The following is a 24,569-nucleotide window of genomic DNA, read 5'->3' as shown; positions in this document are numbered from 1 at the left end:
ATCCCACGAATTATTACTTTTTTTCAACCCTACAATCAAAGCTGGCATTTTTTCTCCGCGATCAATCAGTTGCTAGACGGTGGTGTTGTTTTTTCGGAGCAGGAAACTGAGTTTATGTTCTTGCCGATCGATGCGGGCTGCTTACTCATCGCAGGATTGTTAAATTTCCGCACGGGGGTGACAAACTGGCCGGTTTTCAGTTGCGGCCAAAACGTTTCATCCTAGTAATACTGAAATTTCTCCACCAAGGGGGATTTGTATCGTTTTCCAGTTGACTTTGGCTGCGTCATTGCGGCTAGAGCAAATCTGCCCCAAGCAGCGTCAAGGATGGTTTTAAGAATACGCGGCGTAGCATGATGCTTGTGGTAAAAATATATTCTGGAAGATTTTTCTCTACGTTCGGAATGAGGGGTGTGACTTAAAAAGATAAAAAGCATGTCGTGTGACATTAGTCACATCGATTGCTAGAAAATTTCACTAGAATAGCGCACTGAACAGCTTCATACGTGTGACAGAGGTAGTGCTGCTGGGATGTAATGCATAGTCGTAGATTTGATCAAGCATATATTGAGCTTGCTTATTTGTTTTTCTTGCAATGATTGTCTCAATTATGTTTTTCAATAGCTTGTCTGATAAATAACTCGCGCTCATTCACGTTTTTGTAGATAATACGACACCTGTTATCGTTGTCATAATTCTGTAATTAAGCAATATGAGTGGGTAGGAATTTTCTTCCATTTTCTGCAGAAGTGCTTTCGGGAAGGGTTTACGTATTTTGAAAGATTAGAAAGTTTGTTTGTAAGCTTGGAATATTAAAATTGAATCCGCACGCTGCTCGATCGATCTCTCCATTTACCTTAGTCAACACACTTAAGACCCATCGAAGTCTGATCTATTCCCTGATCAAACGGGAAGTTATTGGCCGCTATCGCGGTTCGATTATGGGAATATTATGGTCGTTCTTTAATCCAGTCTTGATGCTGATTATTTATACATTTGTTTTTAGCGTGGTATTCAAGGCGCGCTGGGCAGGCGGGACCGATTCCAGAACCGAATTTGCCTTGGTGTTGTTTGCTGGCCTGATGATCTATAACTTGTTTGCAGAGTGCATCAATAGATCTCCGGGTTTGATATTGGGAAATGTGAACTACGTTAAGAAAGTGGTGTTTCCCTTGGAAATACTACCCATTGTTACCATTGGTTCTGCAGTTTTTCACTTTTTGATCAGTTTTCTGGTTTGGCTGATTTTTTACTTGTTTTTTTTTGGCGTACCGCAAGCAACGCTTTTATTGTTTCCTTTGCTGCTGTTTCCATTTTTATTGCTGACTTTAGGGCTTAGTTGGTTTCTGGCAGCATTGGGCGTATTTTTACGCGATGTCAGTCAAATTGTTGGCGTGATGACGACGGCGCTGTTGTTTTTGTCACCGATCTTTTATCCGATCACTGCCTTGCCTACGGAATATCATCGATTTCTGCAAATTAATCCACTGACATTTGTCATCGAACAAGCTCGTGGCGTGATGATTTGGGGATATGGAATAAGCTGGCAGGGATGGATTATCTACTTGATACTTTCCGCGATAACGGCGTGGCTGGGTTTTGCTTGGTTTCAGAAGACACGCAAGGGATTTGCTAATGTCCTCTGACATTGCCGTTAAGGTCGAAGACCTGAGCAAGTGTTATCAGATTTACGATCATCCGCGCGATTTCCTCAAGCAAATCATTCTTCCCCGTTTGCAACGCCTGGCTGGGCGAAAGTCTAAGCAATATTTTCGTGAATTTTGGGTGTTGAAGGATATTTCATTCGAGATCAAGAAGGGTGAGACGGTCGGCATTATTGGCCGCAATGGTTGCGGCAAGTCTACTTTGCTACAAATGATTTGCGGTACGTTGAATCCGACCAGTGGTAATGTCCAGACCTACGGACGTATTGCCGCGTTGCTGGAATTGGGGTCAGGCTTCAATCCAGAGTTCACTGGGCGGGAAAATGTTTACATGAATGCTACCGTGCTGGGTTTGAGCCAGGAAGAGATAGATGCGCGTTTTGATGATATTGCGGCCTTTGCCGACATCGGTGAATTTATTGAACAGCCGGTCAAGACATATTCTAGTGGGATGATGGTGCGCCTTGCTTTTGCTGTTCAAGCCCAGATTTCTCCGGATATATTGATTGTTGACGAGGCCTTGGCAGTAGGCGATGCAAAGTTTCAAGCTAAGTGCTTTGAGTGTTTAAAACGACTCAAAGACAAGGGGGCATGCATCTTATTAGTGACACATTCCAGTGAGCAGATTGTGACGCATTGCTCCCGCGCGATGCTACTCAATGAAGGTTCCGTCGTGGTGACCGGCGAGCCACGACATGTCACTAATCGCTATATGGATTTGTTATTTGGTAAGGCGCGTAAAGAATCTAGTCTGCTACCTTCTTCCACTATTCCCAGCTTTTCCACGGATATAGAAAGTGATCCGCTCATGCTGAATTACATCGACGATGTATTTGCTACGCGTGCTGGATATAACCCGCATGAGTATCGTTGGGGAGATGGGTCGGCAACAATTCTTGATTTCTATTTGTCAGCTGGGAATGAGCTTTATCCATCAGTGGTTACGACAGGGCAGTCCATTACGCTGGGTGTTGTGATAAGGTTCCACGCCGACCTGATATATCCGATTCTGGGTATCACTATCAAAACTAAGGCAGGTGTTACAGTTTACGGTGCTAATTCTACAACGCTGCAAGTGGCAGCCTTTGAGTCATTGGGTAAAAAAGATACGGTGATAGTTGCCGATGCTGTTTTTAATTGCCGACTTGCACCGGGAGATTATTTTATTTCTCTAGGAGTTGCAACCCAACAGAATGGGGAAGTGATTCCGCATGATAGACGGTATGATGCCATTCATCTGCAGGTGAGCCCAGTTACTGCATTTTTTGGTTTGTGTGATCTAGAGCTGGAACTGACAGTACAGGAAATAATATGATGCAATCATTTCTGTTGCAAGCGGGCTATATTTCGAATGCCGAAGCCGACATTTGGTCGCGACCTGAATATTGCAGTATCACCTACAGCGATGGGGACGAAGTTGAGCAACGTATTGAGCAAATTGTTAGGTCGACAAAGGATCTTAGCGTATTGTCAAGTGAGTTGCGCAGCCATTGCACAGATTGGCCTTCGTTGTATCATTTGTCAGGTGTCCGTGCCAATATTTTGCGCCCGTTTGAATCCGATCTTAACGGGCATATTCTTGAAGTCGGCGCCGGTTGCGGTGCGATTTCACGTTATTTAGGAGAATGCGGTGCAACTGTTTTAGCGCTTGAAGGTAGTCTCCGGCGCGCTGCTATTGCTAGATTGAGAACGCGTGATCAGCCGAATGTCATGGTGGTTGCAGAGCAATTTGATCAGTTCCTGATTGACCAGAAATTTGACGTAATCACGCTGATTGGAGTGTTGGAGTATGCCAATCTTTTTGCTATAGCTGAACATCCTGCATTAGCGATGCTTGAGCATGCACGGTCATTGTTGAAGCCAAATGGCAAGCTGATTATAGCAATTGAAAATCAACTTGGGCTTAAGTATTTCGCAGGCGCGCCTGAAGATCATCTTGGGCAAGCAATGTACGGAATAGAAGGGCGTTATCAAATTGATGAGCCGCAGACGTTTGGGTGTAGGTTCCTTTCTGAATTGATCCATCAGGCAGGTTTTGCAAAGTCAGAATTCCTGATTCCGTTTCCTGATTATAAACTTCCGGTCTGTATCCTTACTGCCGAAGGCTTAAATGCGCCTGATTTCGATGCGACTGAACTTGCATGTCAATCTATCACGAAAGATGCGCAATTGCCCGAGAGGACATTGTTTTCGTTGGAGCGGTCTCTACCGGTTGTTTTTCTCAACGGCTTGGCTGTCGATTTGGCAAATTCATTTTTGATCGTTGCGGCCAATAGCTCTGAAGATGATTTGAGATCAGGCCCACTTGCCTATTATTTTAGTACAGACCGGAGATCTGGTTTTTGTAAGGAGACTACTTTTGTCCGATCCGATGAATCTATTCTGGTAAAACGTCGTGCTCTTCCAACCAATAGTTTTCCTGAACCGGTAGAGAATTCCCATCTATTTTTTCAACCTCCGTGTGACTTGGCTTATTTCCAAGGAAAAACACTTTACCGGAAATTTGTTGAGATCGTGACCAGACCAGACTGGGCTATTAAGGAAATTCAGCATTATTTTTCCAAGTATCTGGAAATTATTCTGGAAATTGTCCGTTCGGAAGGCCATTTGTGTAGCTCAGAGTTGCAGGATATATTACTTCCCGGAGATTATCTTGACGCCATCCCGTCGAATATTGTTATCACAGATGGCGGAAAAGCAGTCTACATTGATCGTGAATGGTGCGCGTTGCAGGGGATTTCGCTCGATTACTTGCTTTTTCGTGCAATCACATCGTTGATGAAAGGCATTTCCACATTCTCCCAGCCGCAAGATCCTGCATTGGCAACGAGAGGAGGGTTTCTTCTGGCTGTTATGAATAGCCTCGGTTTTTCACCTACCGACGAAGATTTTTCCAGATTTTTGTGGATGGAATCCGAGTTAGGTATTTTTGCATCCGGTGTTGAGAGTAGAGTATTTACAACCTGGTCTCCCGCTGCAAGCTTGCCAGGTTGTTCCGGCTTTTTTCCAGGAGAAGTTCTGGAGTCGCGACTTAAGCGCACAGAGTTGGCAAAGTCTGTGGCCGAAAAATTTGCTTATGAACGTCTGGCCGAAATTCAGCGTTTGCAAACTCAACTTGTTGCAACCGAAGAAGCCAAAGATTACGCAGAATCGCTTGCTATTGATCGGTTGCAAGAGTTACAGCAATTACAGAGCCAATTGACACAAACACGCGCTCAACTTGAATCTATTCAATCTTCTCGAGGCTACAAGCTACTAAAAATAATAAGGCTCGACCCAAACCGCAGGAGACCGGATGTCTGATTTATATTGGACAATTGATTCCTTGGTGGTCAAGGATAATGTGTTGTTTGGCTTTGGCTGGATTTTTCATGCTCGACACGAAATTGCTTCGCTTCGTTTCCGGGTGACGTCAGCGGAAAAAGATGCGCCAGAATATATTTACGCCGACTTTGGAAAACCTCGGGAAGATGTTGGGCGTACTCATCTGAACCATATCAGAGCACTGAATTCTGGCTATGTGGTGTTCGGAGCGCTTTCTGATGAAAAGTATCCGGATGCCATTGTATTGGAATGCGCCTTGGCGGATGGCTCTGTAATCGACCTATCAGTTCCGCCTTCGAAAATCATCCGCTTTTCTGATGATTATACAAAGGTTAAAAATCGTATTGTACTAAGACAAGCAGGTACTCTATTTAAGCGAGGGCTGTATCTTATCCGATCAGGAAAAATTTCTTCTTTCTTTGATAAAGTAAAACGATACCTTAATGGAAGACCGCAAACCGCGTTGCAAAAACCTGAAGAGCTTGCCTCTTTGTTTGAGCCACTGGAAGGCGAGAACCTGAGTGTGATTTTAGATCACAATCTGGGTGGAGGTGCAAATCAGTACCGGGATCGTCTGGTTGAAGCCATCATTCGTGAGGGACGAAGCGCAATTATCTTGACTTATCATGTGACAACCTTATCGCACATGGTGATCGTGCGGAACAAACGGTTGAATGTTCGATATTCAATACCCAATATCACATTCTTGTGGAGAGCGCTCCAACAGCTTTCAGTCAGCGATATTATATACAATACCGCAGTGTCTTTTGTTAAGCCAGATGAGATTCCGCAATTCTTAATACAATTGAAAACGCTGACTTCCGCTCGACTTATAGTGCTTGCACATGATTTTTATCTGGTTTGCCCTTCTCATTTTCTCCTTGATCATGAGGGGAAGTATTGCCAGATTCCAGAGATAAGCGTGTGTAATAATTGTTTGCCTAAGAATCGCTATGGATTCGCTACGCTTTTTACCGAACGTGATATTTCTAAGTGGCGAGCAATATGGGGGTCGCTCCTGGCCGTTGCCGATGAAATCGTTACTTTTTCCAACAGCACGGCACAGCTCTTAATGAAAGCTTATCCGCAAATTGAAAGCTCACAGATTTCCATCAGGCCACATCAGGTTGCGTATCTGGCGGACAAGATTACTCGGGTCAAGCAGACTGCGTCACTACGCATCGGTGTTGTCGGACAGATCGGGTTCCACAAAGGCGCGGTATTTATTCAGCAGCTATCTCATGAGATTAAACGGCGTGAGATCAATGTCAATATTGTTGTCATTGGTTCCATTGAGGTAAATTGTGAGCCTTCTATTGTCAGTCAGACCGGGGCGTACCGATACGATCAGTTAGCTAGTCTCATTGATGCCTCAGGTGCGAATGTTATGTTGTTTCCTTCAATCTGGCCTGAGACGTTTTCCTATGTTGAGCAGGAATTGATGTGCATGGATCTACCCGTTGCATCATTTAACGTTGGCGCCCCAGCTGAACGTATCGCTACCTATTCTAAGGGGCTCGTCCTTGCTTCTATGGATGCTGCAAGCGTTCTTGATGAATTGATTTTGTTTCACAGCAGGATTTATCTTGCACACTGAGGTTCACATGTCCAATGTTCACGTATTCACCAGCGCGGCTTTTAATTATATTCCAAAAGTACGCATGCTATTTCAATCCTTGCGGCAGCATCATCCGGAGTGGCGGCTTCATTTGGCGCTTGCCGATGAACCGAGGCCAGATATCGATCTCAGCCGAGAGCCTTTCGATGAGATTTGGCCTGCAAGTGAACTGGATATTCCTGATTGGCGCGGATGGGCGTTTTGCCATACGATCGTAGAATTGGCAACCGCTATCAAGCCATTTATGCTGGCACGGTTGCTTAAGCTGCCTGGCTGCCAAAAGGTTATTTACCTTGATCCGGATACTGTTGCATTTTCTCGTCTTGATGACATTACCGCAGCATTAGACACTGCGAATATTGTTTTGACGCCGCATCAGACTCGACCGGAGCAAACGCTCTCCGCGGTGATGGATAATGAAATCTGTAGTTTGAAGCACGGTATCTATAATCTTGGATTTATCGCTGTTACTGCTTCTGATGTCGGTCACGAATTTGCAGAATGGTGGAGTCAGCGTATTTATCATTTTTGTCGTGCTGATATTCCAAATGGGCTTTTTACAGATCAGCGATGGATCGATCTTGTACCTGCATTCTTTGATGGTGTTGCAATCATGAAATCTAGTCGTCACAACGTTGCGACTTGGAATCTGACCACTCGCAAGCTTGGTTTGTCTGCATCGGGCAGCTATACTGTTGACGGTGAGCCATTGGGATTCTATCATTTTACCGGTTTTGACAGTGGTGCCCATCGGATTATGGCTGCCAAAAATGCCGGAAATAATCAGGTTGTACATCAGCTTGTTAATTGGTATGCAAAGCAGATTTTAGGACTGGTTGATGAGCCGCTGGCAAAAGAGCCTTGGGCTTATGGTTCCTACACGGACGGAACGCCGATCACTAAGCCGCAGCGTCTTGTTTATCGCGAAAGAATTGATCTTCAAGGCGCATTTCCAAACCCTTTCGATGCGACTACTTATTTGGCTTGGTGGAATACCCAAGGCAAAATGGAATTTCCAGATTTCTTCGATCAAAAGAAGTGTGAAGCGGCAATGAAAGAATTCTCATCGTTACTGACTCCGGGGTTTCGTGGAAACACAAGCAATATCGATTGGGGAAAATTAGGCGGAATCCTCCGTCAATCGCTATCCCAGCCTAAGACGGGTTTGGTGATAGGAAAGCGCAGTTGGGAAGTTCTTAAGAGTGAGGGGATTGCCGGTCTAAAACGCCGGCTGCTTGGATAAGTTAGTTTTACTTATAGCAAGAAAAAGGTTGCCAAACCTAAAAAAATAAAAAACCCGCCGCTGTCTGTCACCGCAGTGATCATCACACTGGAGCCTAAAGCTGGGTCGCGGCCTAGTTTGCGCAAGGTCAATGGTATTATTACGCCTAATAAAGCGGCTAGCAGCAAGTTGAGTGTCATGGCCAGCGTCATCACTAAACCCAGTTCGGCATTTTGGTAAATGGCAAAGGTGAATAAGCCGACAACGGTTCCCCATAGCAGGCCATTGACGATGCTGACACCGACTTCCTTGGTGATTAATTTCCAGGCGCTACTGGTGTTGATCTGGTCCAGTGCCAATGCGCGTACGATCATGGTGATGGTTTGGTTGCCCGAGTTACCGCCAATGCCCGCGATGATCGGCATGAGTGCGGCGAGGGCGACTAACTTTTCGATCGAGTCTTCAAATAAACCGATGACCCGTGATGCGATAAAAGCGGTGACCAGGTTGATCGCCAACCAGCCCCAACGGTTCTTGACACTTTTCAGAATCGGCGCAAAAAGGTCTTCCTCTTCATTCAAGCCGGCTAAGTTCAGCGCTTCGTTTTCTGCTGTTTCACGAATGAAGTCGATGACTACGTTAACAGTGACACGGCCGAGTAATTTGTTGTTTTCATCAACCACCGAGGCTGAAACCAAATCATAGCGTTCAAACGCGTTAGCAGCCTGTTGCGCGATATCGTTTGGCCGCAGTTTAATCATTTCATTGGTCATCACTTCGGCAACCAGGATGTCAGGGTCACTAACGATTAGTCGGTTGATCAGCAATACCCCTTTCAATTGTTCATTCCTGTCTACGACGAATAGTTGATCGGTATGATCCGGCATTTCATCCAGCCGGCGTAAATAGCGCAGAACAACTTCCAGTCGCACATCTTCCCGAATTGTGATGACATCAAAATCCATCAGTGCGCCTACGGAATCTTCCGGATACGACATGGCTGCACGCAGTTGCTCGCGTTCTTCCATGGGTAATGAACGAAAAACATCATCCATCACTTCCTGTGGTAAGTCAGGCGCAAGATCGGCAATCTCGTCGGCATCCAGATATTCCGTAGCAGCGACTAATTCCTGAGTGCCCATATCAGTGATCAACGAGGCGCGAACGGCATCGGAGGTTTCCAGTAATACCTCGCCGTCTCGATCAGTTTTGATCATACCCCAGATCAACAGACGATCTTCCAGCGGTAGCGCTTCCAAAACATTAGCGATATCAGCGGGATGGAGCTGATCCAGGAAGTCCTGGAGTTCGGTTAGGTTTTGTTTTTGGACTGCTGATTCGTTGAACGACTGATCTGAGCTATCTTGCAAATTAACCAAGCCTTCGACTAATTTGTATTTACGTAACAGAAAATAGGCTTGTTGCAGCGGAGTCGGGGGGCTTTCCTGATCGTTGTTATTGTTCGTTTCAGTCATAACGGATTTTTGCTAGCAAGATAATCTTTTCATTGAAAATAATTTCAGACTGTTTATACGCCGGACAGTTTGCAATTTGATGACCGGTGAGTATAAACCGCGTTGCGACCTCAGCACCATAAAATTGTTGATCGGCGTTGCGGTTAATTAAATCGGTTTGATAAAATTACAACTGATAACTATAAGAAACAGCTAGGATTGATTTTACATACGCGATTTCAGCATCGTAATGACTGGTTTTGTCTGAGGTTTAATGCCGCGCCAGATAAAGAAAGATTCAGCGGCTTGCTCGACTAGCATACCGATACCGTCGGCCAATTGTTGCGCGCCGTTTTGTTGAGCAAATTTAAGGAAGCGTGTGAGTTCACGGCTGTACATCATATCGTAGACAAGCTCGGCATGCGAGAAAACACTCGCGGATATTTGCGGCAATGCATCGTGCAGGCTGGCGGAAGTGGCATTGATAATGATGTCGAATTTTTTATCTGAAAAAGCCATAAAATCACCCGCCACGATATGGCCATGCGAAATAAACTGTTGTTGTAATGCTTCAGCTTTGTGCGGTGTGCGGTTAGCTATGGCCAGTAAAGCGGGATTTTGCTGCAGCAATGGAAGAATAACGCCTCTTGAAGCGCCCCCGGCACCGAGTAGCAGTATGCGTTTTGCTGTAATAGAGAGGCCCAGATTCGATCCAATGTCGCGTATGAGTCCGGCGCCATCCGTGTTATCACCTAATATTTCGTCATTTTCAAATTTAAGAGTGTTAACTGCCTGCGCGATTTTTGCCCGCTCCGTCAGGTGGGTGGATAGGTGATGCGCTTCCAGTTTGAAGGGTACGGTGACGTTCAATCCTTTGCCGTCTTGTTGCCGGAAGTTTTCTATAGCAAGCATGAAACCATCGAGCGGAGCCAAACGTGCATCGTATTGCATGGATTGATTGGTTTGTTGTGCGAAAGCAGTGTGGATCAGTGGTGATTTACTATGTGAGACGGGATTGCCAATCACAGCATACAAATCGAGCATAGGTAAAAACTCTTTAATTAAATTTGAAGAAAAAGATCAATTCCCGTTTCAATAAAAATTATTGACTCAGCAGTGTGTCTGAGGATGCAAATACCCACGTCCGGGTAATATGTAAAATGTCCGTATCTTGACTAATATCGGGCGGAAAAGGTGCGAATCCATTCTGTCCAGCTAATCTTACGATATTGATCGCGGCTTCATCGAGAACTTTTTTTCCGGAAGAGCGGTTAACTTCAATTGATTCCAGACTACCGTCTGCACGGATTCCAACCGTGAGTTGTAAGTTGCCATATAGCTTTTCTTTTCTGGCGGCTTCCGGGTAATTCAAATTACCGATACGCTCGACTTTCAAACGCCAATCCTCAACATAGCGCGCAAAGCGGTATTCTCTAGTGCGCGCACCAACAAATTTTCGCTTTGGGCGTTTCTGATAGCTATCGTGATCTTCATCCACTTGTGCTCGGAGCCGAGCGATGTCAAGGCTGCGCAGCAATAATTCAGTAGCATCAGCGGTGACAGGTTTGCTTTCGTCCTCATTTTCATTATCGTCTGTGCTAGGTTCCTGGATTTGCGGTATATCACTGACAGCGGCCATTAATTTCTTAGCTTCCTGTTCCAGTTGTTTTACCTTTTGTTGCGCAATTTTTTCATTCAGGATAGGCTTATTTTTCGGTAGAACCGGGAAGGGTGTTTTCGCTTTGCGATCATCTTCTGTATTACCACCGCCATCCAGATTATCTTGCGCAAGTAATTTACTTTCTTTAGGTTGGCTTAAAGTTTTATTGTTAACTAAAACAACTTCAAGAGAGGATGCAATTTTGTCTATTGGGGGTGGCGGAAATTGAAAAGTCACTCCAAATAATATAATGACGTGTAACAGTAGCGAAGCTACCATCGCAGCAAAAAGGCGATTGGTCTGCAAGAATTGATAGCCACCCGTTACTATGGATGAGATTCCGTGTGTTTGAAAGGTCACAGCCAAAGGGTCAAACCTTGAAAGTTAAATCTAATATCTCTAGGGATTGCGGTATTTTAGGCAACAATCTTTTGCTTATCACAGGGTTCATTTTATTCCCGTATCAGTGAATCTCATGCGTCCTGTTTTTGCATGAATTCTGCATGCAAAGTTCGTTCTAGTAAATCTATTTCAGATAGTTTAAGTTTAACGTAAGTGTTTGGTGCCATCTCCGGTAGCGAAGGAACCCGTGTGACGAAAGGAATATGATCAAATTTCACTAAGTTTTCTTTAATAACCTGTGCATTGATGGTTTGAATTTTTTCTTGTAGCAGCCAGCGCATGCACCAGTAACGTTCCATGGCTCGTTGAAATTCTCCATAAATGCCATAAATCATTTCAAAATCGCGCATCGCAATTAAAAGCTTGTCGCTATCTTTGGTGTAAAAAGGAGTTTCATTACGTAACAGCGCAATAATTTGCCGTTGGTTAATCAAATCCACATAGCGCCTCATAGGAGAGCTGCTCCAGGCATATTGAGATACCCCGAGTCCTTGATGTGGAGCGGGAGAGGTGCTCATTCTGACTTTTCCATTAGCTTGGCTGCGAAAAATGCCGGTAATACCTGCATCAGCCAGCTGTTTACCCCATTCCATATTGACATAAATCATCAACTCGGACACTACTTTATCAATCGGAGATCCACGCCTACGTTCGTTGATTGTGACACGATTGTTTTTGATTTCAAAGTTGTAGTCAATTTTATCGTTATTAATATCGTTGGCTTTACCACGCTGATTTTCCATTTTGCAGGCAAATTTCCATAGCAGACCTAATTCCTGGCTAAAGGTATGTTGAAAATCGTCTCTATTTAATGAAGTTTCATTGAAGTGTTGTTCCAATTCGTGGTGACGCAAATTTGCGCTGATTTTTATTTTCTCAATTCGGCTTTCGGTCTTGATGACGGTAAAATCATCAGAAACGTCTAAATATAAAGAAAGTGCCGGGCATACCGTGTTTTCCGCGAGTGTGAAATGATTGATTATTGCTTCCGGTAACATAGTGATTTTGTTTCCGGGCAAATATACCGTCGATAATCGTGTTGCAGCGGTTTTATCAAGCGAGGAATCAGGATCAATTCCCAGGGCAGGTGCGGCAATATGAATGCCAATGCGGAAACTTCCCAATGGCAAGGATGTAACAGAGAATGCATCATCAATTTCAGTCGTTGAAGCATCGTCTATGCTGAATGCCGCCACATCTGTATAGGGTAAGTCGAACACTTTGCTGGCTGTTAGCCGCGAATCTAATTCACTAAAACCGATCCCAGAAGGAAAATGTTCCCAGATAAATTGATTGAAATGATAGTCGTGTGAACACGGAATGGCACCGCATTTTTCCATTAGCTTTACAGGAGTGAGCTTAGTTTCGGTGCAAACTGCTTCTAGCGCCTTCCACTCAATGGAGTTTTTTTCTGGTTTGTAGAGTAATTGTGGAAGATATGGTTTAAATTCCTCGGGTAGGATGAATTGTTTAAGTCGCTCAACATAAAGCGCTTGTTGTTCCGCTTGCAGTCGTTTTTTCTCCAGGCTTGCGAGGGCTGCTTTGAGTGCACTGGGCGGTGCTGCTTTGTAGCGTCCTTGTCCCTTTTTGTAAAAATACATCGGAGCATTTTGAAGTAGCAACAGTGTAGCGGCGGCCTCAATCGAATTGGGTGAGTGTCCAAAGTAATCAGTAGCCAGTGTATCGCTGGCAAATTCAACTTCCTGTGCGCAGCATTCCCAAAGAAAATTTGGATCCAGTTCTTCAATGATTTTCTGCACATGATTCATGAATTCGGATAACGGTGGCGTATCGAATTTGAATAATACGGATGCGGCTTTAATCTTTGAACGCTTGCCATGGATAGCCTCGATTTGTAACGAGGTATTATTGTCAGCCAGTATGGTTCCTATCTTGAAGGTTCCGGCTTCTTCATAAAAAACATTCATAGGGTTTTTATACGGTCAGCTGGACAATTAGAACTAAGTTGACGCATTGAGATTGAATCATCATCGGAAAAAATAAAGGCTTTAACAGACAATTGAGAACAAATTGTTTTGTCATGCATAAACCTGTTTAGTATTTCTGCATTATATACGAGACAGTTACAGAAAATAAAAATGAAGTAGACAATCATGGATAAGAATGGTGCCAATTTATCTTGAATGCTGATGGAATTAGGTAATTGATAAACTGATCGATATCAAAAATAAGAACTTCGCTTTTTGGAGCGAGACTCATTGTTCGTGTCACGTTTCTGGAGCATTGTGATCAATTGGATCGTTCTGGTGTTTTTCTACGAAAAGTTCTATGGTGTTTCTGAGTTCAGAATCCGGCATTGTAGCAGCAAGCTGACTTAAACATTCTTTGCCAGTCTGACTTAATTTCAATTTTCTTTTACTATGTCCTTGCTTTTTAAATGGTCTTGAGTTTCCGGTTGAGTTATGTGCTTGCACCAATATTTGAAATGCAGTAACTTCCCAACCACGCTGTTGCAGTTCAACTAGTAACGATGGCGAAATTTGCTTGATCTTTGAAGCAATTGCGCCATTTTCCACCAGGATGGTCAACTTGCCGTTCAAAATTCGACCCATACGACAATACTGTCTTAGCTGCACTGGGATGAATTTAAAGAATGTTGATTGAGCTTCATGCAATTGACGTGCCGATGAAAGCAAACTCGCGTATTCGGGTGTTTTGCTCAGAAGATCAAGATATGAATCGACTTTAAGAGGGAACATGGTTATTTAAGAAATACCCTGTGAGAATAAAGCATGAATATTATTTTTATTTCTAGTAATACCGAGCGTGCGCGCAAGCTGACACTCACCCGACCACTTATTATATTATTGTTAGGTATTTTTTCTATCATAGTTGTGATAGTGGCTCTGGGTCTGAATTTTGTTTCGCTGCGTTACGCTGACAAAATTGATGCTCCATTATTAAGAGCAGTTTTGGTTAATCCGCAAGAAGAAAAACATCAGAAAATTCAAGCCCATCTGCAAGATAATCTCAATATTATGGCCAGTAAAGTTGGACATATGCAAGCACAATTAATTCGCCTAGATGCCTTGGGTGAACGTTTAGCGGAATCTTCAGGAATCAAATCACGTGACTTTTTGTTTAAAGAGGCACCGGGGCAAGGCGGACCAAGGAGTAGTCTCGATCTTTCAGCGGACCAGTTAACGGTTGGGGAGTTTGACGACATGCTTCAGGAATTGTCCAGTATGCTTGACGAAAGAGCCGATAAGCTCGGGGCTCTCGATTCATTATTGCGTTATGGCAGGATAACTAAATTTGTTTTACCTTCTGAGATGCCGGTTGAAACAAGTTGGCATTCTTCTGGTTTTGGTTATCGGATTGATCCTTTTACCGGGAAGAGAGCATTTCATGAAGGTGTAGATTTTGCGGCAAAAACAGGTACGCCGATAAAGGCTTCTGCGAGTGGAGTAGTGATCTATTCGGATCGTCATCCTGAGTATGGTAATATGGTTGAGATTGATCATGGCGATGATTTGGTGAGTCGATATGCACACGCATCAAAGCGAATAGTAAAGCTTGGGGAAGTTGTATTGCAGGGCCAAAAAATAGCTGAAGTTGGCAGTACAGGACGTTCTACCGGACCACATTTGCATTTTGAGATTCGTCACAAGGATAAACCGCAAAATCCAGCCAAATTTCTGAGAAAGCCGAGTTGAGCCTTAATAGATCGTTAAAGAAAGCTTTCTAGGAAGTGAATGGAAGGTAATAACGGGTGAAGGAGTGCTTAATAACCTAGTAAAGCATTCTGAGCCCGTTTTTAACGCCAGCCCAGATAGTTATTCAACGGCCTGTTATATTCTTCAGGGATATTGCAGGGCGAGAGAGAAGCTCATTCTTCGTTTCTTAACTGATTGTTCAAATACGGAATTATAAGAGATTTATTTATGTTAGGTAATCTACTAAAGAAAGTTTTCGGTAGTCGTAACGACCGGATGATTAAACAATATTCTCAGGTCGTGCGCGCTATTAATGAAATGGAACCGGTTATTTCGGATTTATCGGATGCAGATTTGCGTGCCAAGACGGATGAGTTTAAGCAGCGTATCCAAGATGGTGGGGTATTAAGTGATTTACTACCGGAAGCATTTGCTGTGGTACGGGAAGCTGGCAAACGAGTGTTGCAAATGCGTCATTTTGACGTACAGCTTATCGGCGGTATGGTATTAAACGAAGGTAATATTGCAGAGATGCGCACAGGTGAGGGTAAAACGCTTATGGCCACTTTACCGGCTTACTTAAATGCGCTGTCAGGTAATGGTGTACACGTTGTTACCGTGAATGATTATCTGGCAAAACGTGATGCCGATTGGATGGGTAAAATTTATCAGTTCCTTGGATTGAGTGTCGGCGTTATTTATGGGCAGATGTCTTATGCTGATAAACAGGCTGCTTATGCCGCAGATATCACCTATGGTACGAATAATGAATATGGGTTTGATTATTTGCGTGACAATATGGTGACGCACACAAATGAACGAGTGCAACGTGCACTTAATTTTGCGATTGTGGATGAGGTGGATTCAATCCTGATTGACGAGGCACGCACGCCTTTAATCATTTCAGGGCAGGCGGAAGGTGATACAGAAATCTACATACGTATCAATGCACTGATTCCTAAACTCATACGTCAAGAAACGGAAGACAGTCCAGGTGATTATAGTGTCGATGAGAAATCTCATCAGGTTACATTAAGCGAATCTGGTTTTGAGCACGCTGAAAAATTATTAGCATCTGCTGGATTATTGAAACAAGGAACTAGTCTTTATGATCCAGCCAATATTAATTTGATCCATCATGTAAACGCAGGTTTGCGTGCACATGGTTTATATTTTCTGGATCAACATTATGTTGTGCAGAATGATGAGGTGGTGATTGTCGATGAGTTTACCGGACGTTTGATGGCTGGTCGCCGTTGGTCCGATGGATTGCATCAAGCTGTAGAAGCGAAAGAGGGAGTGGTTATTCAAAAAGAGAATCAGACGCTTGCTTCCATCACTTTTCAAAATTATTTTCGTATGTACCAGAAACTATCTGGTATGACAGGAACAGCGGACACGGAAGCAGCCGAGTTTCAGCAAATCTATGGATTGGAGACCGTTATTATTCCGACGCACAAGGCAATGATTCGTGATGATCGGATGGATTTGGTATTTCGTACCACGAAAGAGAAGAATGAAGCCATTATTCTAGAAATCAAAGAATGCTATGAGCATGGGCAGCCGGTGTTGGTAGGTACAACATCCATTGAAAGCAATGAATTACTATCTAAGCTACTGGAACGAGAAAAGTTGCCGCATCAAGTTTTGAATGCCAAACAACATGCGAGTGAAGCGAATATCGTTGCGCAAGCCGGGCGCCCTAAAATGGTTACAATTGCTACCAATATGGCAGGTCGTGGAACTGATATCGTGCTGGGAGGGAATCCAGAACCAGAAATTGAACGTATACGACATGATGAAAAAATAAGCGAGGAAGATAAACTAAAACAAATTAGTGAAGTTTCGGAAAAATGGAAAGAAATTCACGAAGAAGTTTTGAAAAACGGAGGGTTGCATATTATCGGTACCGAGCGACATGAATCACGTCGGGTAGATAATCAATTGCGAGGTCGATCGGGCAGGCAAGGTGATCCCGGTTCCAGTCGTTTTTTTCTTTCGTTGGAGGATCCACTGCTTCGAATATTCGCATCTGATCGTGTTGCAAATATTATGACGCGTTTAAATATGCCCGAAGGGGAGGCGATTGAGCATCCTTGGGTTACAAAAGCTATTGAAAATGCACAGCGCAAAGTCGAAGCAAGAAATTTTGATATGCGTAAGCAATTGTTGGAATACGATGATGTCGCCAATGATCAGCGGCAAGTGATTTATCAGCAGCGCAATGAATTATTAGAAGCGGAGCAGAATATTTCGGAAACCATCACAGCGGTTCGTGAAAGCGTATTGAGTGATTTATTCAATGTGTATATACCACCGCAGAGCGTTGAAGAGCAATGGGATGTGGCCGGACTTGAGAAAGCGCTTGTGACAGATTTTCAGTTATACTTTCCAGTGAGAGAATGGCTTGAGCAGCAACCTGATTTGCATGAAGAAAGTTTGAATCAGCGAATCATTGATCTGGCCAATAAAAAATATCAGGAAAAAGTTGATGCGGTTGGTGCAGAAATAATTCATCACTATGAACGTGTTGTAATGTTGCAAATTCTTGATTCTCACTGGCGTGAGCATTTAGCAGCATTGGATCAATTGCGTCAAGGTATACATCTACGTGGTTATGCGCAAAAGAACCCAAAACAAGAATATAAGCGGGAAGCTTTTGGACTCTTCACTAATATGCTTGAAGAAGTCAAGACCGTAGTAACAAAGATCCTGCTGACAGTTCAAATAAAAAGTGAACAACAAGTGGAAGCGGTGACAGAGACACTGCGATCGCCAGAGAATGTTCAGTATCATCATGATAATTATGACGAAATGTCAGGTGAAGAATCGAGCCGAAGCAATGTTGAGGCCGAAAAAAATCAGCCATTCGTGCGTAATGACGAGAAAATAGGGCGTAATCAACCATGCCCTTGTGGCTCTGGTAAAAAGTATAAACAATGTCACGGAAAGGTTAAGTAATGCGCTTGTAAATAATACATACACCGCTTTGTTTACTTGACTCTCAGCCAGTACAATCTGCATCGAGTTTTCTATAATCCTTAAAATGATTGTGGTATACTGCGCGCTTTTGTAGCATGCATTGGCGAATAAATTAGCAGAAGCGATGGGGGTCTAGTAAGAATCTCCTTTTATTGATAGGGTTACGTGAAAAAAATTACTGATGGAATGATTGAATATGATGGCAGATAGTTTCAGCATAAGTGAGAAGATGAGCGGCAGAAGAAAGTTTTTAGTCGCGGCAACTTCTGTAGCTGGTGGTGTTGCGGGCGCTGCGATAGCAACGCCTTTTTTGTTAAGTATGATGCCGAGTGAACGCGCTAAAGCAGCAGGAGCTCCGGTAGAGGTAGATATATCAAAACTTGAGCCTGGCATGCTGCTGATGGTCGAGTGGCGAGGTAGGGTGGTGTGGATTTTGAGTCGTACACCAGAAATGTTGGAAACTCTGGGAAAATTAGAAGATGAATTGGCTGATCCGAATTCGGATAAAAATCAGCAACCCGAATATGCGAAAAATCGCACGCGATCAATTAAGCCCGAAATACTAGTTACCGAAGGTATCTGCACTCATTTAGGCTGCTCTCCCGTATTTAGAAAGGATATTGCGCCCGCAGATCTGGGGCCTGATTGGTTGGGTGGTTTTTTCTGTCCGTGTCACGGTTCAAAATTTGATTTGGCGGGTCGTGTTTATAAGCATGTGCCGGCACCAACAAATATGGTTGTGCCTCCTCATGTTTATTTGAGTGATAGTCGTCTTTTAATTGGATCTGAAAGCGAGGGATCTGCGTAAATGAGTAATTTATTTAATTCCATGATTGAGTGGATTGATAAGCGTTTTCCATTGACATCTAACTGGAAAGCTCATCTTTCCGAATACTATGCACCAAAGAATTTTAATTTTTGGTATTTCTTTGGTTCATTGGCTTTGCTGGTATTAGTTAATCAGTTAATTACCGGTATTTTTCTAACCATGAATTATAAGCCGGATGCTAGTCAGGCTTTTGCGTCGGTTGAATATATCATGCGTGATGTGGATTACGGTTGGTTAATCCGGTACATGCATTCTACCGGCGCATCGATGTTCTTTGTCGTGGTCTATCTTCATATGTTCCGTGGAATGTTGTATGGTTCATATCGTAAACCGCGGGAGCTCTTGTGGTTGGTCGGCATGTGTATATTCTTTGTGCTGATGGCCTTAGCCTTCACCGGATATATCTTGCCATGGGGGCAAATGTCTTACTGGGGTGCGCAAGTAATTGTCAGTATGTTTGGAGCAATCCCAGTCATTGGAGATACCCTTCAACAATGGCTTTTGGGTGATTTTACCCTTTCAGATGCGGCGCTTAATCGTTTTTTTGCTTATCACGTCGTAACGTTGCCATTGGTTTTGTTGGTCTTAGTATTTGTGCATATTCTTGCTTTACATGAAACCGGATCAAATAATCCAGATGGGATTGAAATAAAGGAAAATAAAAATTCATCAACGGGAATCCCTGTTGATGGCATACCCTTTCATCCTTATTACACGGTTAAGGATATTGTAGGCGTCGTGGTGTTCCTGTTTGTATTTTGCGGGATTATTTTCTTCGCGCCTGAAATGGGCGGATACTTTTTAGAATATAACAATTTCATACCTGCCAATACGTTACAAACACCTGATCACATTGCGCCCGTCTGGTATTTCACGCCGTATTATTCAATGCTGCGTGCTGTCACTGTCAACTTTCTGGGCATAGAAGCAAAATTATGGGGTGTAATATTGATGGCGGGATCCGTAATGATTTTCTGTTTATTACCGTGGTTGGATAGGAGTCCGGTTAAATCAGTGCGCTATAAGGGTCCTTACTTTAAAATCGCTCTGACATTGTTTGTTATCAGCTTTTTCGTATTGGGCTGGTTGGGAACGAAATCACCAACCCCATTGTATACACTACTAGCGCAAATCTTTACCGTGATATATTTTGCATTCTTTATTTTGATGCCATGGTATAGCAAGATTGATAAAACCAAACCTGAGCCAAAAAGACTACAAGAGTAAAAAAATGAAGAAAATAACCATTGTTGCTATATTAATCTTATGCATAGCTCCATTTATTGTGTATGCTGCTGAATCTGGCATGCCATTAGAGCGGGCTCCAGTAGATATAACTGACAATGCTTCTTTGCAGCGCGGTGCAGAAAGCTTTGTTAATTTTTGTTTGACATGCCACGGTGCGAGTTATATGCGTTATAACCGTCATCGTGATATTGACTATACCAATGAAGAAATACTTGAAAAAATGGTCCATACAGGGCAGAAAGTTGGCGATTTGATGTTGTCTGCTATGCGCCCTAAAGAAGCCGAGGAATGGTTTGGTGTAGTTCCGCCTGACTTGTCGGTCATTGCGCGATCAAGAGGAGCTGATTGGTTGTATACCTATTTAAAAGCTTTTTATCGTGATGATACGACCGGAAATGGATGGAATAATTTGGTATTTGATCGCGCCGCGATGCCTCACGTGCTTTATCAATTGCAAGGTGAGCAAAAACTAGAAGTGAATGGCGATCAGAAGAGCTTGTTGCTGGATAAGCCAGGTCAAATGACTGGAGCAGAATTTGATAAATTTGTAGGTGATTTAGTAAATTATCTAGTCTACTTGGGTGAACCACATGCCAATGCACGAAAAGAATTAGGCATGAAAGTGATGCTTTTCCTGCTGGGTATGTTGGTATTGTCTTACTTCTTGAAGAAAGAATATTGGCGGGATATTCACTGACGTCATTTGCCACATATATAAAATAGCCTAGAGTCAGAGAATAATAGTTATGATGACGTTATATTCAACAATTACTTGCCCATATAGTCATCGTTGCAGAATTGTATTGCACGAGAAAGATATGGACTTCCAAGTGATTGATGTCGACCCTAATAATAAATCAGAAGACTTGGCGGTAATGAGTCCATACGGGAAGGCACCGGTGCTGGTGGAACGTGATTTGGTATTGTATGAATCAAACATTATTAATGAATACATTGATGATCGTTTTCCACATCCACAATTAATGCCAGCTGATCCGGTTATGCGTGCTCGTGCACGACTGCTGCTGTATCGTTTTGAGGAAGAATTATTTTGTCACATTGATGCTTTTGAAGGCATCGATCAGAAAATAATAGACAAGGCACGAACCGTTATTTCTGATAATTTAACGATCATCTCACCAATTTTTGAGAAGCAAAGATTCATGCTGGGTGATGAATTTTCTATGCTTGATGTTGCGATAGCTCCGTTGCTTTGGCGCTTAGAACATTTTGGAATTCGCCTTCCCAAACAAGCAGCACCATTATTAAAATATTCTGAAAGATTGTTTAGTCGACCACTATTCATTGATGCATTGTCAGCCTCAGAAAAAGTAATGCGAAAATGACGATTAACTCAACTAAGCCTTATTTAGTTCGTGCAATTTATGATTGGTGCTTAGACAGTGGTTTTACGCCTCATATTTCCGTGCAAGCGTTTCCGGAATTGTTTGTTCCAAAGGAATATATTAAAAACAACGAAATCGTATTTAATATAAGCGTAAATGCCGTGCAAGAACTCATTATTAATAATGATATTGTGAGTTTTACCGCAAGATTTAACGGCGTGGCAAGAAAGCTGGAGATACCAATCAATGCTATAAATAATATCTTTGCCAAGGAAGTGAATCAAGGTATCACTTTTTCTGATGAAAAAGAAGGTAATCAGGATACTATGAGTGCTATCAAGAAAAGTAGCTTAGATCAAAGATCTAAGATAAGTCTGGATGAAAAAATACGTAAGCCAAAGCTTAGGATAATCAAATAAATTTTTTCATTTGAAATTATTCTTACCCAACCGCCGGCATAGCTCAGATGGTAGAGCAGCTGATTTGTAATCAGAAGGTCCCGAGTTCGATTCTTGGTGTCGGCACCATTAAAAATCAATAAGTCGCGTGTCATTTGAAAAGTAGTTCTTATTCACTTAAGTGTAATGTAGTCACCTCTGAGAAACACGCTAGTAATGAAGGTGAGAATTAGAACTTTTTTGCTGATAACTTCGACCAAAAATGTCAAAACTGATGCTTATTTTTGGTCGAAGTGATAATTACAGTTGGAATTATTAGTCAGTAATACAGGAAGAGTAGGCACTCGGGCAGGTCGAAATCAATCCACCTGATGGTGTGCTTGTCTGCCTTTTCCAGCTCATCACCGCTAAAACTTGATCGACATATTCGGGGAGACGCTGCCAGAATATGTAATTGGGTTTTAATTCGTTACGTGCAAATATAAGAATTTCTTGAACGGTTGGTACATGGCCCTGTTTGTCGCCACGCGTATTTAAGTAATTGACCTTCTCAACTGTAGGAGCAATAGGTACAATCCCTGAAAGTTGAGCGAAATAAGGGTAAGCACCTTGAGGAGAATATGCGTTTCCAACAAAATTTAAACCTGGTTCATCTGGATAAATATCCGGGCAGCCGAGAGCCCCTCCCATTTTTACCATGGCTGAAGTGATTTGCTTGAGATATTCGCGTGGATAGTTTATTTCTTGAATCGTCATAGTGTTGGGAAAGAATGTGCGCATATTTTGCTGTACAACGATTAAGTTATTAAACCATCCATCTGTTTGTACTTTTGTCAGTGGGGTTACCGCTTGCCCCATGGCCGTTTCTATCATACCGATACCTTCAAAATTCGGGTGTGAGTTGTAGCGTTCTCCCATTGCCTTTAGTAATGCAGTCAATCGGTTACGTACATTCGTGTTCCATAATTTAATATTATAACCGTCTATAGTTGAAGATCCCCAGTCTCTAAATGCAAATGCGCCACCTTCATATTCAGCTGTTTTTAGATAATCCGGTATGAGCTTCCAGTTTGCTTCGAATGATTTTGTTTGCACCTGAATAACCAGTCGCTTGTTCATGGCAGTCAGTTTGGCAAGATGTTTGTCGATGGAAGAGAAATCATATACGCCCGGTGATTTTTCCAACCAACCCCATAAATAACGCAGTTGCATTCCACGCAGGGCAGATGTGGCCTCGAGTTCTTTGTAAACTTGTGCCATGTAGATCGGGTCATCGTTAGCCCAATTTTGAATGGTGTAGTAATGACCTGGATGCCATTTTACTCCAGTGGTCCCAGGAGGTATTGGGGCTGCATGTACTGATGCCAAAGAAGAAAAAATCATCGATATGGTGAATAATGCTGCAATGGATATAGTGTTTATTTTCCTGAATACGATCGGTAAAATAATGATTGAACTCATAAAATTATCTCTAGTCATGTAAGACTCCTGTGATGGACTTGAAGAGGTTACTGGTGCCGCGAAAAATTTGAAGAATTACTTCAATAGATTATCTGATGAACCTAATGGGGCCAGTAAATAAAAAACATCAACATTTTGAGTGTTTAATATCCCCATTGAGTTTTTCCTGGTGCAATCTCTTTTTTGAATACTATTTAGTTTGTGATAGGAGAAATTTGTGATCTCCTTTCAGGAAAAAACATTATTAAAAAAGATAATGATCACTATACTGCAGAGGAAAATTTTCGAATTCTGGAATAAATACAGAATGTTGGTTCTTTTAAATGGCAATATAATTGTTTTGCTTATCATAAGCTTGGCAATAATTGTCTGGAATATCGGCAATTATTGCCGAAAATTAGGCGTATAAAACGTTTATGGATAGGTTTGTACAAGAACTACTATGTTGCTGACAGCAGTAGGGAAATACTGCACTCCATATAAGGCAGAAATATCTGCACAATGCCAGTGGATATCAGCAGGTCTGGGGATTTAATTAGATAAGCGGCTGGAAGGTGATTTTCTGGCGTGATTTTATAGAGTCGATCTACCATTTATCGCTAGTAATCACGGTTCGATAGGGGAGGCGAATTCTTATCAGCTAGAACAGATAAATGTAATCAGCTGATTTTTATTTGTGGCTTTAAACGGATTAATATATCAAACACAAGATTAGATTAGTTTGCCGTGTCTGGTAACCGAGCTACGCGACATTTCTCGTATTTGATGTATATCTGATCTGACAATCACTACGTTAAATCGGGTGATTGTCAGATCAGATCGTGATTACTGTATATCAGAAAAATACTAATTCCATATACAAGAAGGATATGCCTTTGGGCAGGCAGATCTTAAACCACCGGACGGAGTGCTAGTTTGCCTTTTCCAGCGCATTACCTCTAAAACTTGATTGACATATTTGGGGATGCGTTGCCAAAATATGTAATTGGATTTTAAATCATCGCGTGCGAATACTAGAAGCTCCTGAACTGTTGGCACATGGCCTTTTTTATCGCCGCGCGTATTTAAATAATTGACTTTCTCAACTGTCGGTGCGATAGGTACAATCCCTGAAAGCTGAGAGAAATATTTGTAAGCCCCTGGGGGGGAATACTGATTACCACGAAAATTCAACCCTGGTTCATCAGGATAAACATCTGGGCAACCGAGTGCTCCTCCCATTTTCACCATCGCTGAAGTGATTTGCTTGAGATATTCGCGTGGATAGTTTATTTCTTGAATCGT

Annotated in this window: 18 protein-coding genes, 1 tRNA gene and 1 pseudogene; 13 read left to right on the top strand and 7 right to left on the bottom strand. The window is 42.7% G+C overall.

The features are described 5' to 3' along the window. The first annotated feature begins 818 nt into the window (after positions 1 to 818). The 5 genes from K2Q13_RS12480 to K2Q13_RS12460 are packed head-to-tail and all read left to right on the top strand — an operon-like array spanning position 819 to position 7,849. On the top strand, positions 819 to 1,646 hold the full coding sequence (locus K2Q13_RS12480; RefSeq protein ID WP_292921485.1) for an ABC transporter permease: 828 nt from the start codon (positions 819 to 821) through the stop codon (positions 1,644 to 1,646). Continuing rightward, a complete protein-coding gene (locus K2Q13_RS12475; protein ID WP_292921484.1) occupies positions 1,636 to 2,979 on the top strand; it encodes an ABC transporter ATP-binding protein in 1,344 nt (447 codons plus the stop codon). The genes K2Q13_RS12480 and K2Q13_RS12475 overlap by 11 nt, the downstream gene beginning before the upstream one ends. Then, positions 2,976 to 4,967 carry a class I SAM-dependent methyltransferase gene (locus tag K2Q13_RS12470; protein WP_292921483.1) on the top strand — a complete coding sequence of 664 codons (1,992 nt, stop codon included), beginning with the start codon at positions 2,976 to 2,978 and terminating at the stop codon, positions 4,965 to 4,967. The genes K2Q13_RS12475 and K2Q13_RS12470 overlap by 4 nt, the downstream gene beginning before the upstream one ends. Continuing rightward, the gene (locus K2Q13_RS12465) at positions 4,960 to 6,585 is read left to right on the top strand and encodes a glycosyltransferase (RefSeq protein ID WP_292921481.1); all 1,626 of its coding nucleotides are present in this window, start codon (positions 4,960 to 4,962) and stop codon (positions 6,583 to 6,585) included. The genes K2Q13_RS12470 and K2Q13_RS12465 overlap by 8 nt, the downstream gene beginning before the upstream one ends. 7 nt (positions 6,586 to 6,592) lie before the next feature. Continuing rightward, positions 6,593 to 7,849 carry a glycosyl transferase gene (locus K2Q13_RS12460; protein ID WP_292921480.1) on the top strand — a complete coding sequence of 419 codons (1,257 nt, stop codon included), beginning with the start codon at positions 6,593 to 6,595 and terminating at the stop codon, positions 7,847 to 7,849. 11 nt (positions 7,850 to 7,860) lie between these two features. Here the strand turns inward: K2Q13_RS12460 and mgtE are convergent, their stop codons facing one another. The 5 genes from mgtE to K2Q13_RS12435 form a co-directional block, all read right to left on the bottom strand. Beyond that, positions 7,861 to 9,303 carry a magnesium transporter gene (gene mgtE, locus K2Q13_RS12455; protein ID WP_292921479.1) on the bottom strand — a complete coding sequence of 481 codons (1,443 nt, stop codon included), beginning with the start codon at positions 9,301 to 9,303 and terminating at the stop codon, positions 7,861 to 7,863. Between the two features lie 204 nt (positions 9,304 to 9,507). After that, entirely contained in the window at positions 9,508 to 10,326 is an 819-nt protein-coding gene (gene aroE / locus K2Q13_RS12450; RefSeq protein ID WP_292921477.1) for a shikimate dehydrogenase, read from the bottom strand. A 58-nt stretch (positions 10,327 to 10,384) separates the two neighbouring features. Further along, on the bottom strand, positions 10,385 to 11,308 hold the full coding sequence (locus tag K2Q13_RS12445; RefSeq protein ID WP_292921476.1) for a TonB family protein: 924 nt from the start codon (positions 11,306 to 11,308) through the stop codon (positions 10,385 to 10,387). Between the two features lie 107 nt (positions 11,309 to 11,415). Next, positions 11,416 to 13,272, bottom strand: coding sequence for an RNB domain-containing ribonuclease (locus tag K2Q13_RS12440; RefSeq protein ID WP_292921474.1), 1,857 nt, complete (start codon positions 13,270 to 13,272; stop codon positions 11,416 to 11,418). Positions 13,273 to 13,572: 300 nt separating this feature from the next. Beyond that, a complete protein-coding gene (locus tag K2Q13_RS12435) occupies positions 13,573 to 14,064 on the bottom strand; it encodes a DciA family protein (protein WP_292921473.1) in 492 nt (163 codons plus the stop codon). Between the two features lie 33 nt (positions 14,065 to 14,097). On the opposite strand from K2Q13_RS12435, the gene K2Q13_RS12430 reads away from it, so the two are divergent. From K2Q13_RS12430 to K2Q13_RS12395, 8 genes are all read left to right on the top strand, one after another. Next, the gene (locus tag K2Q13_RS12430; protein ID WP_292921472.1) at positions 14,098 to 15,021 is read left to right on the top strand and encodes a M23 family metallopeptidase; all 924 of its coding nucleotides are present in this window, start codon (positions 14,098 to 14,100) and stop codon (positions 15,019 to 15,021) included. A 228-nt stretch (positions 15,022 to 15,249) separates the two neighbouring features. Further along, the gene (secA, locus tag K2Q13_RS12425; protein ID WP_292921471.1) at positions 15,250 to 17,982 is read left to right on the top strand and encodes a preprotein translocase subunit SecA; all 2,733 of its coding nucleotides are present in this window, start codon (positions 15,250 to 15,252) and stop codon (positions 17,980 to 17,982) included. A 217-nt stretch (positions 17,983 to 18,199) separates the two neighbouring features. Next, positions 18,200 to 18,811, top strand: coding sequence for a ubiquinol-cytochrome c reductase iron-sulfur subunit (gene petA / locus K2Q13_RS12420; protein ID WP_292921469.1), 612 nt, complete (start codon positions 18,200 to 18,202; stop codon positions 18,809 to 18,811). Further along, a complete protein-coding gene (locus tag K2Q13_RS12415) occupies positions 18,812 to 20,059 on the top strand; it encodes a cytochrome bc complex cytochrome b subunit (protein ID WP_292921468.1) in 1,248 nt (415 codons plus the stop codon). A 4-nt stretch (positions 20,060 to 20,063) separates the two neighbouring features. Next, on the top strand, positions 20,064 to 20,777 hold the full coding sequence (locus tag K2Q13_RS12410) for a cytochrome c1 (protein WP_292921467.1): 714 nt from the start codon (positions 20,064 to 20,066) through the stop codon (positions 20,775 to 20,777). Positions 20,778 to 20,826: 49 nt separating this feature from the next. Continuing rightward, positions 20,827 to 21,426: a glutathione S-transferase N-terminal domain-containing protein gene (locus K2Q13_RS12405; RefSeq protein ID WP_292921466.1), complete on the top strand. Its 600-nt coding sequence runs from the start codon at positions 20,827 to 20,829 to the stop codon at positions 21,424 to 21,426. Beyond that, positions 21,423 to 21,845 carry a ClpXP protease specificity-enhancing factor gene (locus K2Q13_RS12400; RefSeq protein ID WP_292921465.1) on the top strand — a complete coding sequence of 141 codons (423 nt, stop codon included), beginning with the start codon at positions 21,423 to 21,425 and terminating at the stop codon, positions 21,843 to 21,845. Before K2Q13_RS12405 ends, K2Q13_RS12400 begins: the two co-directional genes overlap by 4 nt. 32 nt (positions 21,846 to 21,877) lie before the next feature. Beyond that, positions 21,878 to 21,953, top strand: a tRNA-Thr gene (locus K2Q13_RS12395). Between the two features lie 186 nt (positions 21,954 to 22,139). Here K2Q13_RS12395 and K2Q13_RS12390 read toward each other — a convergent pair. Further along, positions 22,140 to 23,303, bottom strand: coding sequence for a glycoside hydrolase (locus K2Q13_RS12390; RefSeq protein WP_292921464.1), 1,164 nt, complete (start codon positions 23,301 to 23,303; stop codon positions 22,140 to 22,142). Positions 23,304 to 24,131: 828 nt separating this feature from the next. Beyond that, positions 24,132 to 24,569 (bottom strand): annotated as a pseudogene (locus K2Q13_RS12385) (glycoside hydrolase); the annotation flags it as partial.

Origin of the sequence: Nitrosomonas sp., from assembly GCF_019752095.1 — a bacterium.
Taxonomy (GTDB): Bacteria; Pseudomonadota; Gammaproteobacteria; order Burkholderiales; family Nitrosomonadaceae; genus Nitrosomonas.
The sequence above is the reverse complement of the archived record's forward strand: the minus strand, read 5'-3'. Positions and strand labels throughout refer to the sequence as shown.

Excerpts from the sequence above, each read along its gene's own strand:
- K2Q13_RS12400 (WP_292921465.1), top strand. The coding sequence starts at position 21,423 with ATGACGATTAACTCAACTAAGCCTTATTTAGTTCGTGCAATTTATGAT.
- K2Q13_RS12440 (WP_292921474.1), bottom strand. The coding sequence starts at position 13,272 with ATGAATGTTTTTTATGAAGAAGCCGGAACCTTCAAGATAGGAACCATA.
- K2Q13_RS12460 (WP_292921480.1), top strand. The coding sequence starts at position 6,593 with ATGTCCAATGTTCACGTATTCACCAGCGCGGCTTTTAATTATATTCCA.
- aroE (WP_292921477.1), bottom strand. The coding sequence starts at position 10,326 with ATGCTCGATTTGTATGCTGTGATTGGCAATCCCGTCTCACATAGTAAA.
- K2Q13_RS12470 (WP_292921483.1), top strand. The coding sequence starts at position 2,976 with ATGATGCAATCATTTCTGTTGCAAGCGGGCTATATTTCGAATGCCGAA.
- K2Q13_RS12415 (WP_292921468.1), top strand. The coding sequence starts at position 18,812 with ATGAGTAATTTATTTAATTCCATGATTGAGTGGATTGATAAGCGTTTT.
- K2Q13_RS12475 (WP_292921484.1), top strand. The coding sequence starts at position 1,636 with ATGTCCTCTGACATTGCCGTTAAGGTCGAAGACCTGAGCAAGTGTTAT.
- K2Q13_RS12465 (WP_292921481.1), top strand. The coding sequence starts at position 4,960 with ATGTCTGATTTATATTGGACAATTGATTCCTTGGTGGTCAAGGATAAT.
- K2Q13_RS12410 (WP_292921467.1), top strand. The coding sequence starts at position 20,064 with ATGAAGAAAATAACCATTGTTGCTATATTAATCTTATGCATAGCTCCA.
- K2Q13_RS12390 (WP_292921464.1), bottom strand. The coding sequence starts at position 23,303 with ATGACTAGAGATAATTTTATGAGTTCAATCATTATTTTACCGATCGTA.
- mgtE (WP_292921479.1), bottom strand. The coding sequence starts at position 9,303 with ATGACTGAAACGAACAATAACAACGATCAGGAAAGCCCCCCGACTCCG.
- K2Q13_RS12435 (WP_292921473.1), bottom strand. The coding sequence starts at position 14,064 with ATGTTCCCTCTTAAAGTCGATTCATATCTTGATCTTCTGAGCAAAACA.
- secA (WP_292921471.1), top strand. The coding sequence starts at position 15,250 with ATGTTAGGTAATCTACTAAAGAAAGTTTTCGGTAGTCGTAACGACCGG.
- petA (WP_292921469.1), top strand. The coding sequence starts at position 18,200 with ATGATGGCAGATAGTTTCAGCATAAGTGAGAAGATGAGCGGCAGAAGA.
- K2Q13_RS12405 (WP_292921466.1), top strand. The coding sequence starts at position 20,827 with ATGATGACGTTATATTCAACAATTACTTGCCCATATAGTCATCGTTGC.
- K2Q13_RS12430 (WP_292921472.1), top strand. The coding sequence starts at position 14,098 with ATGAATATTATTTTTATTTCTAGTAATACCGAGCGTGCGCGCAAGCTG.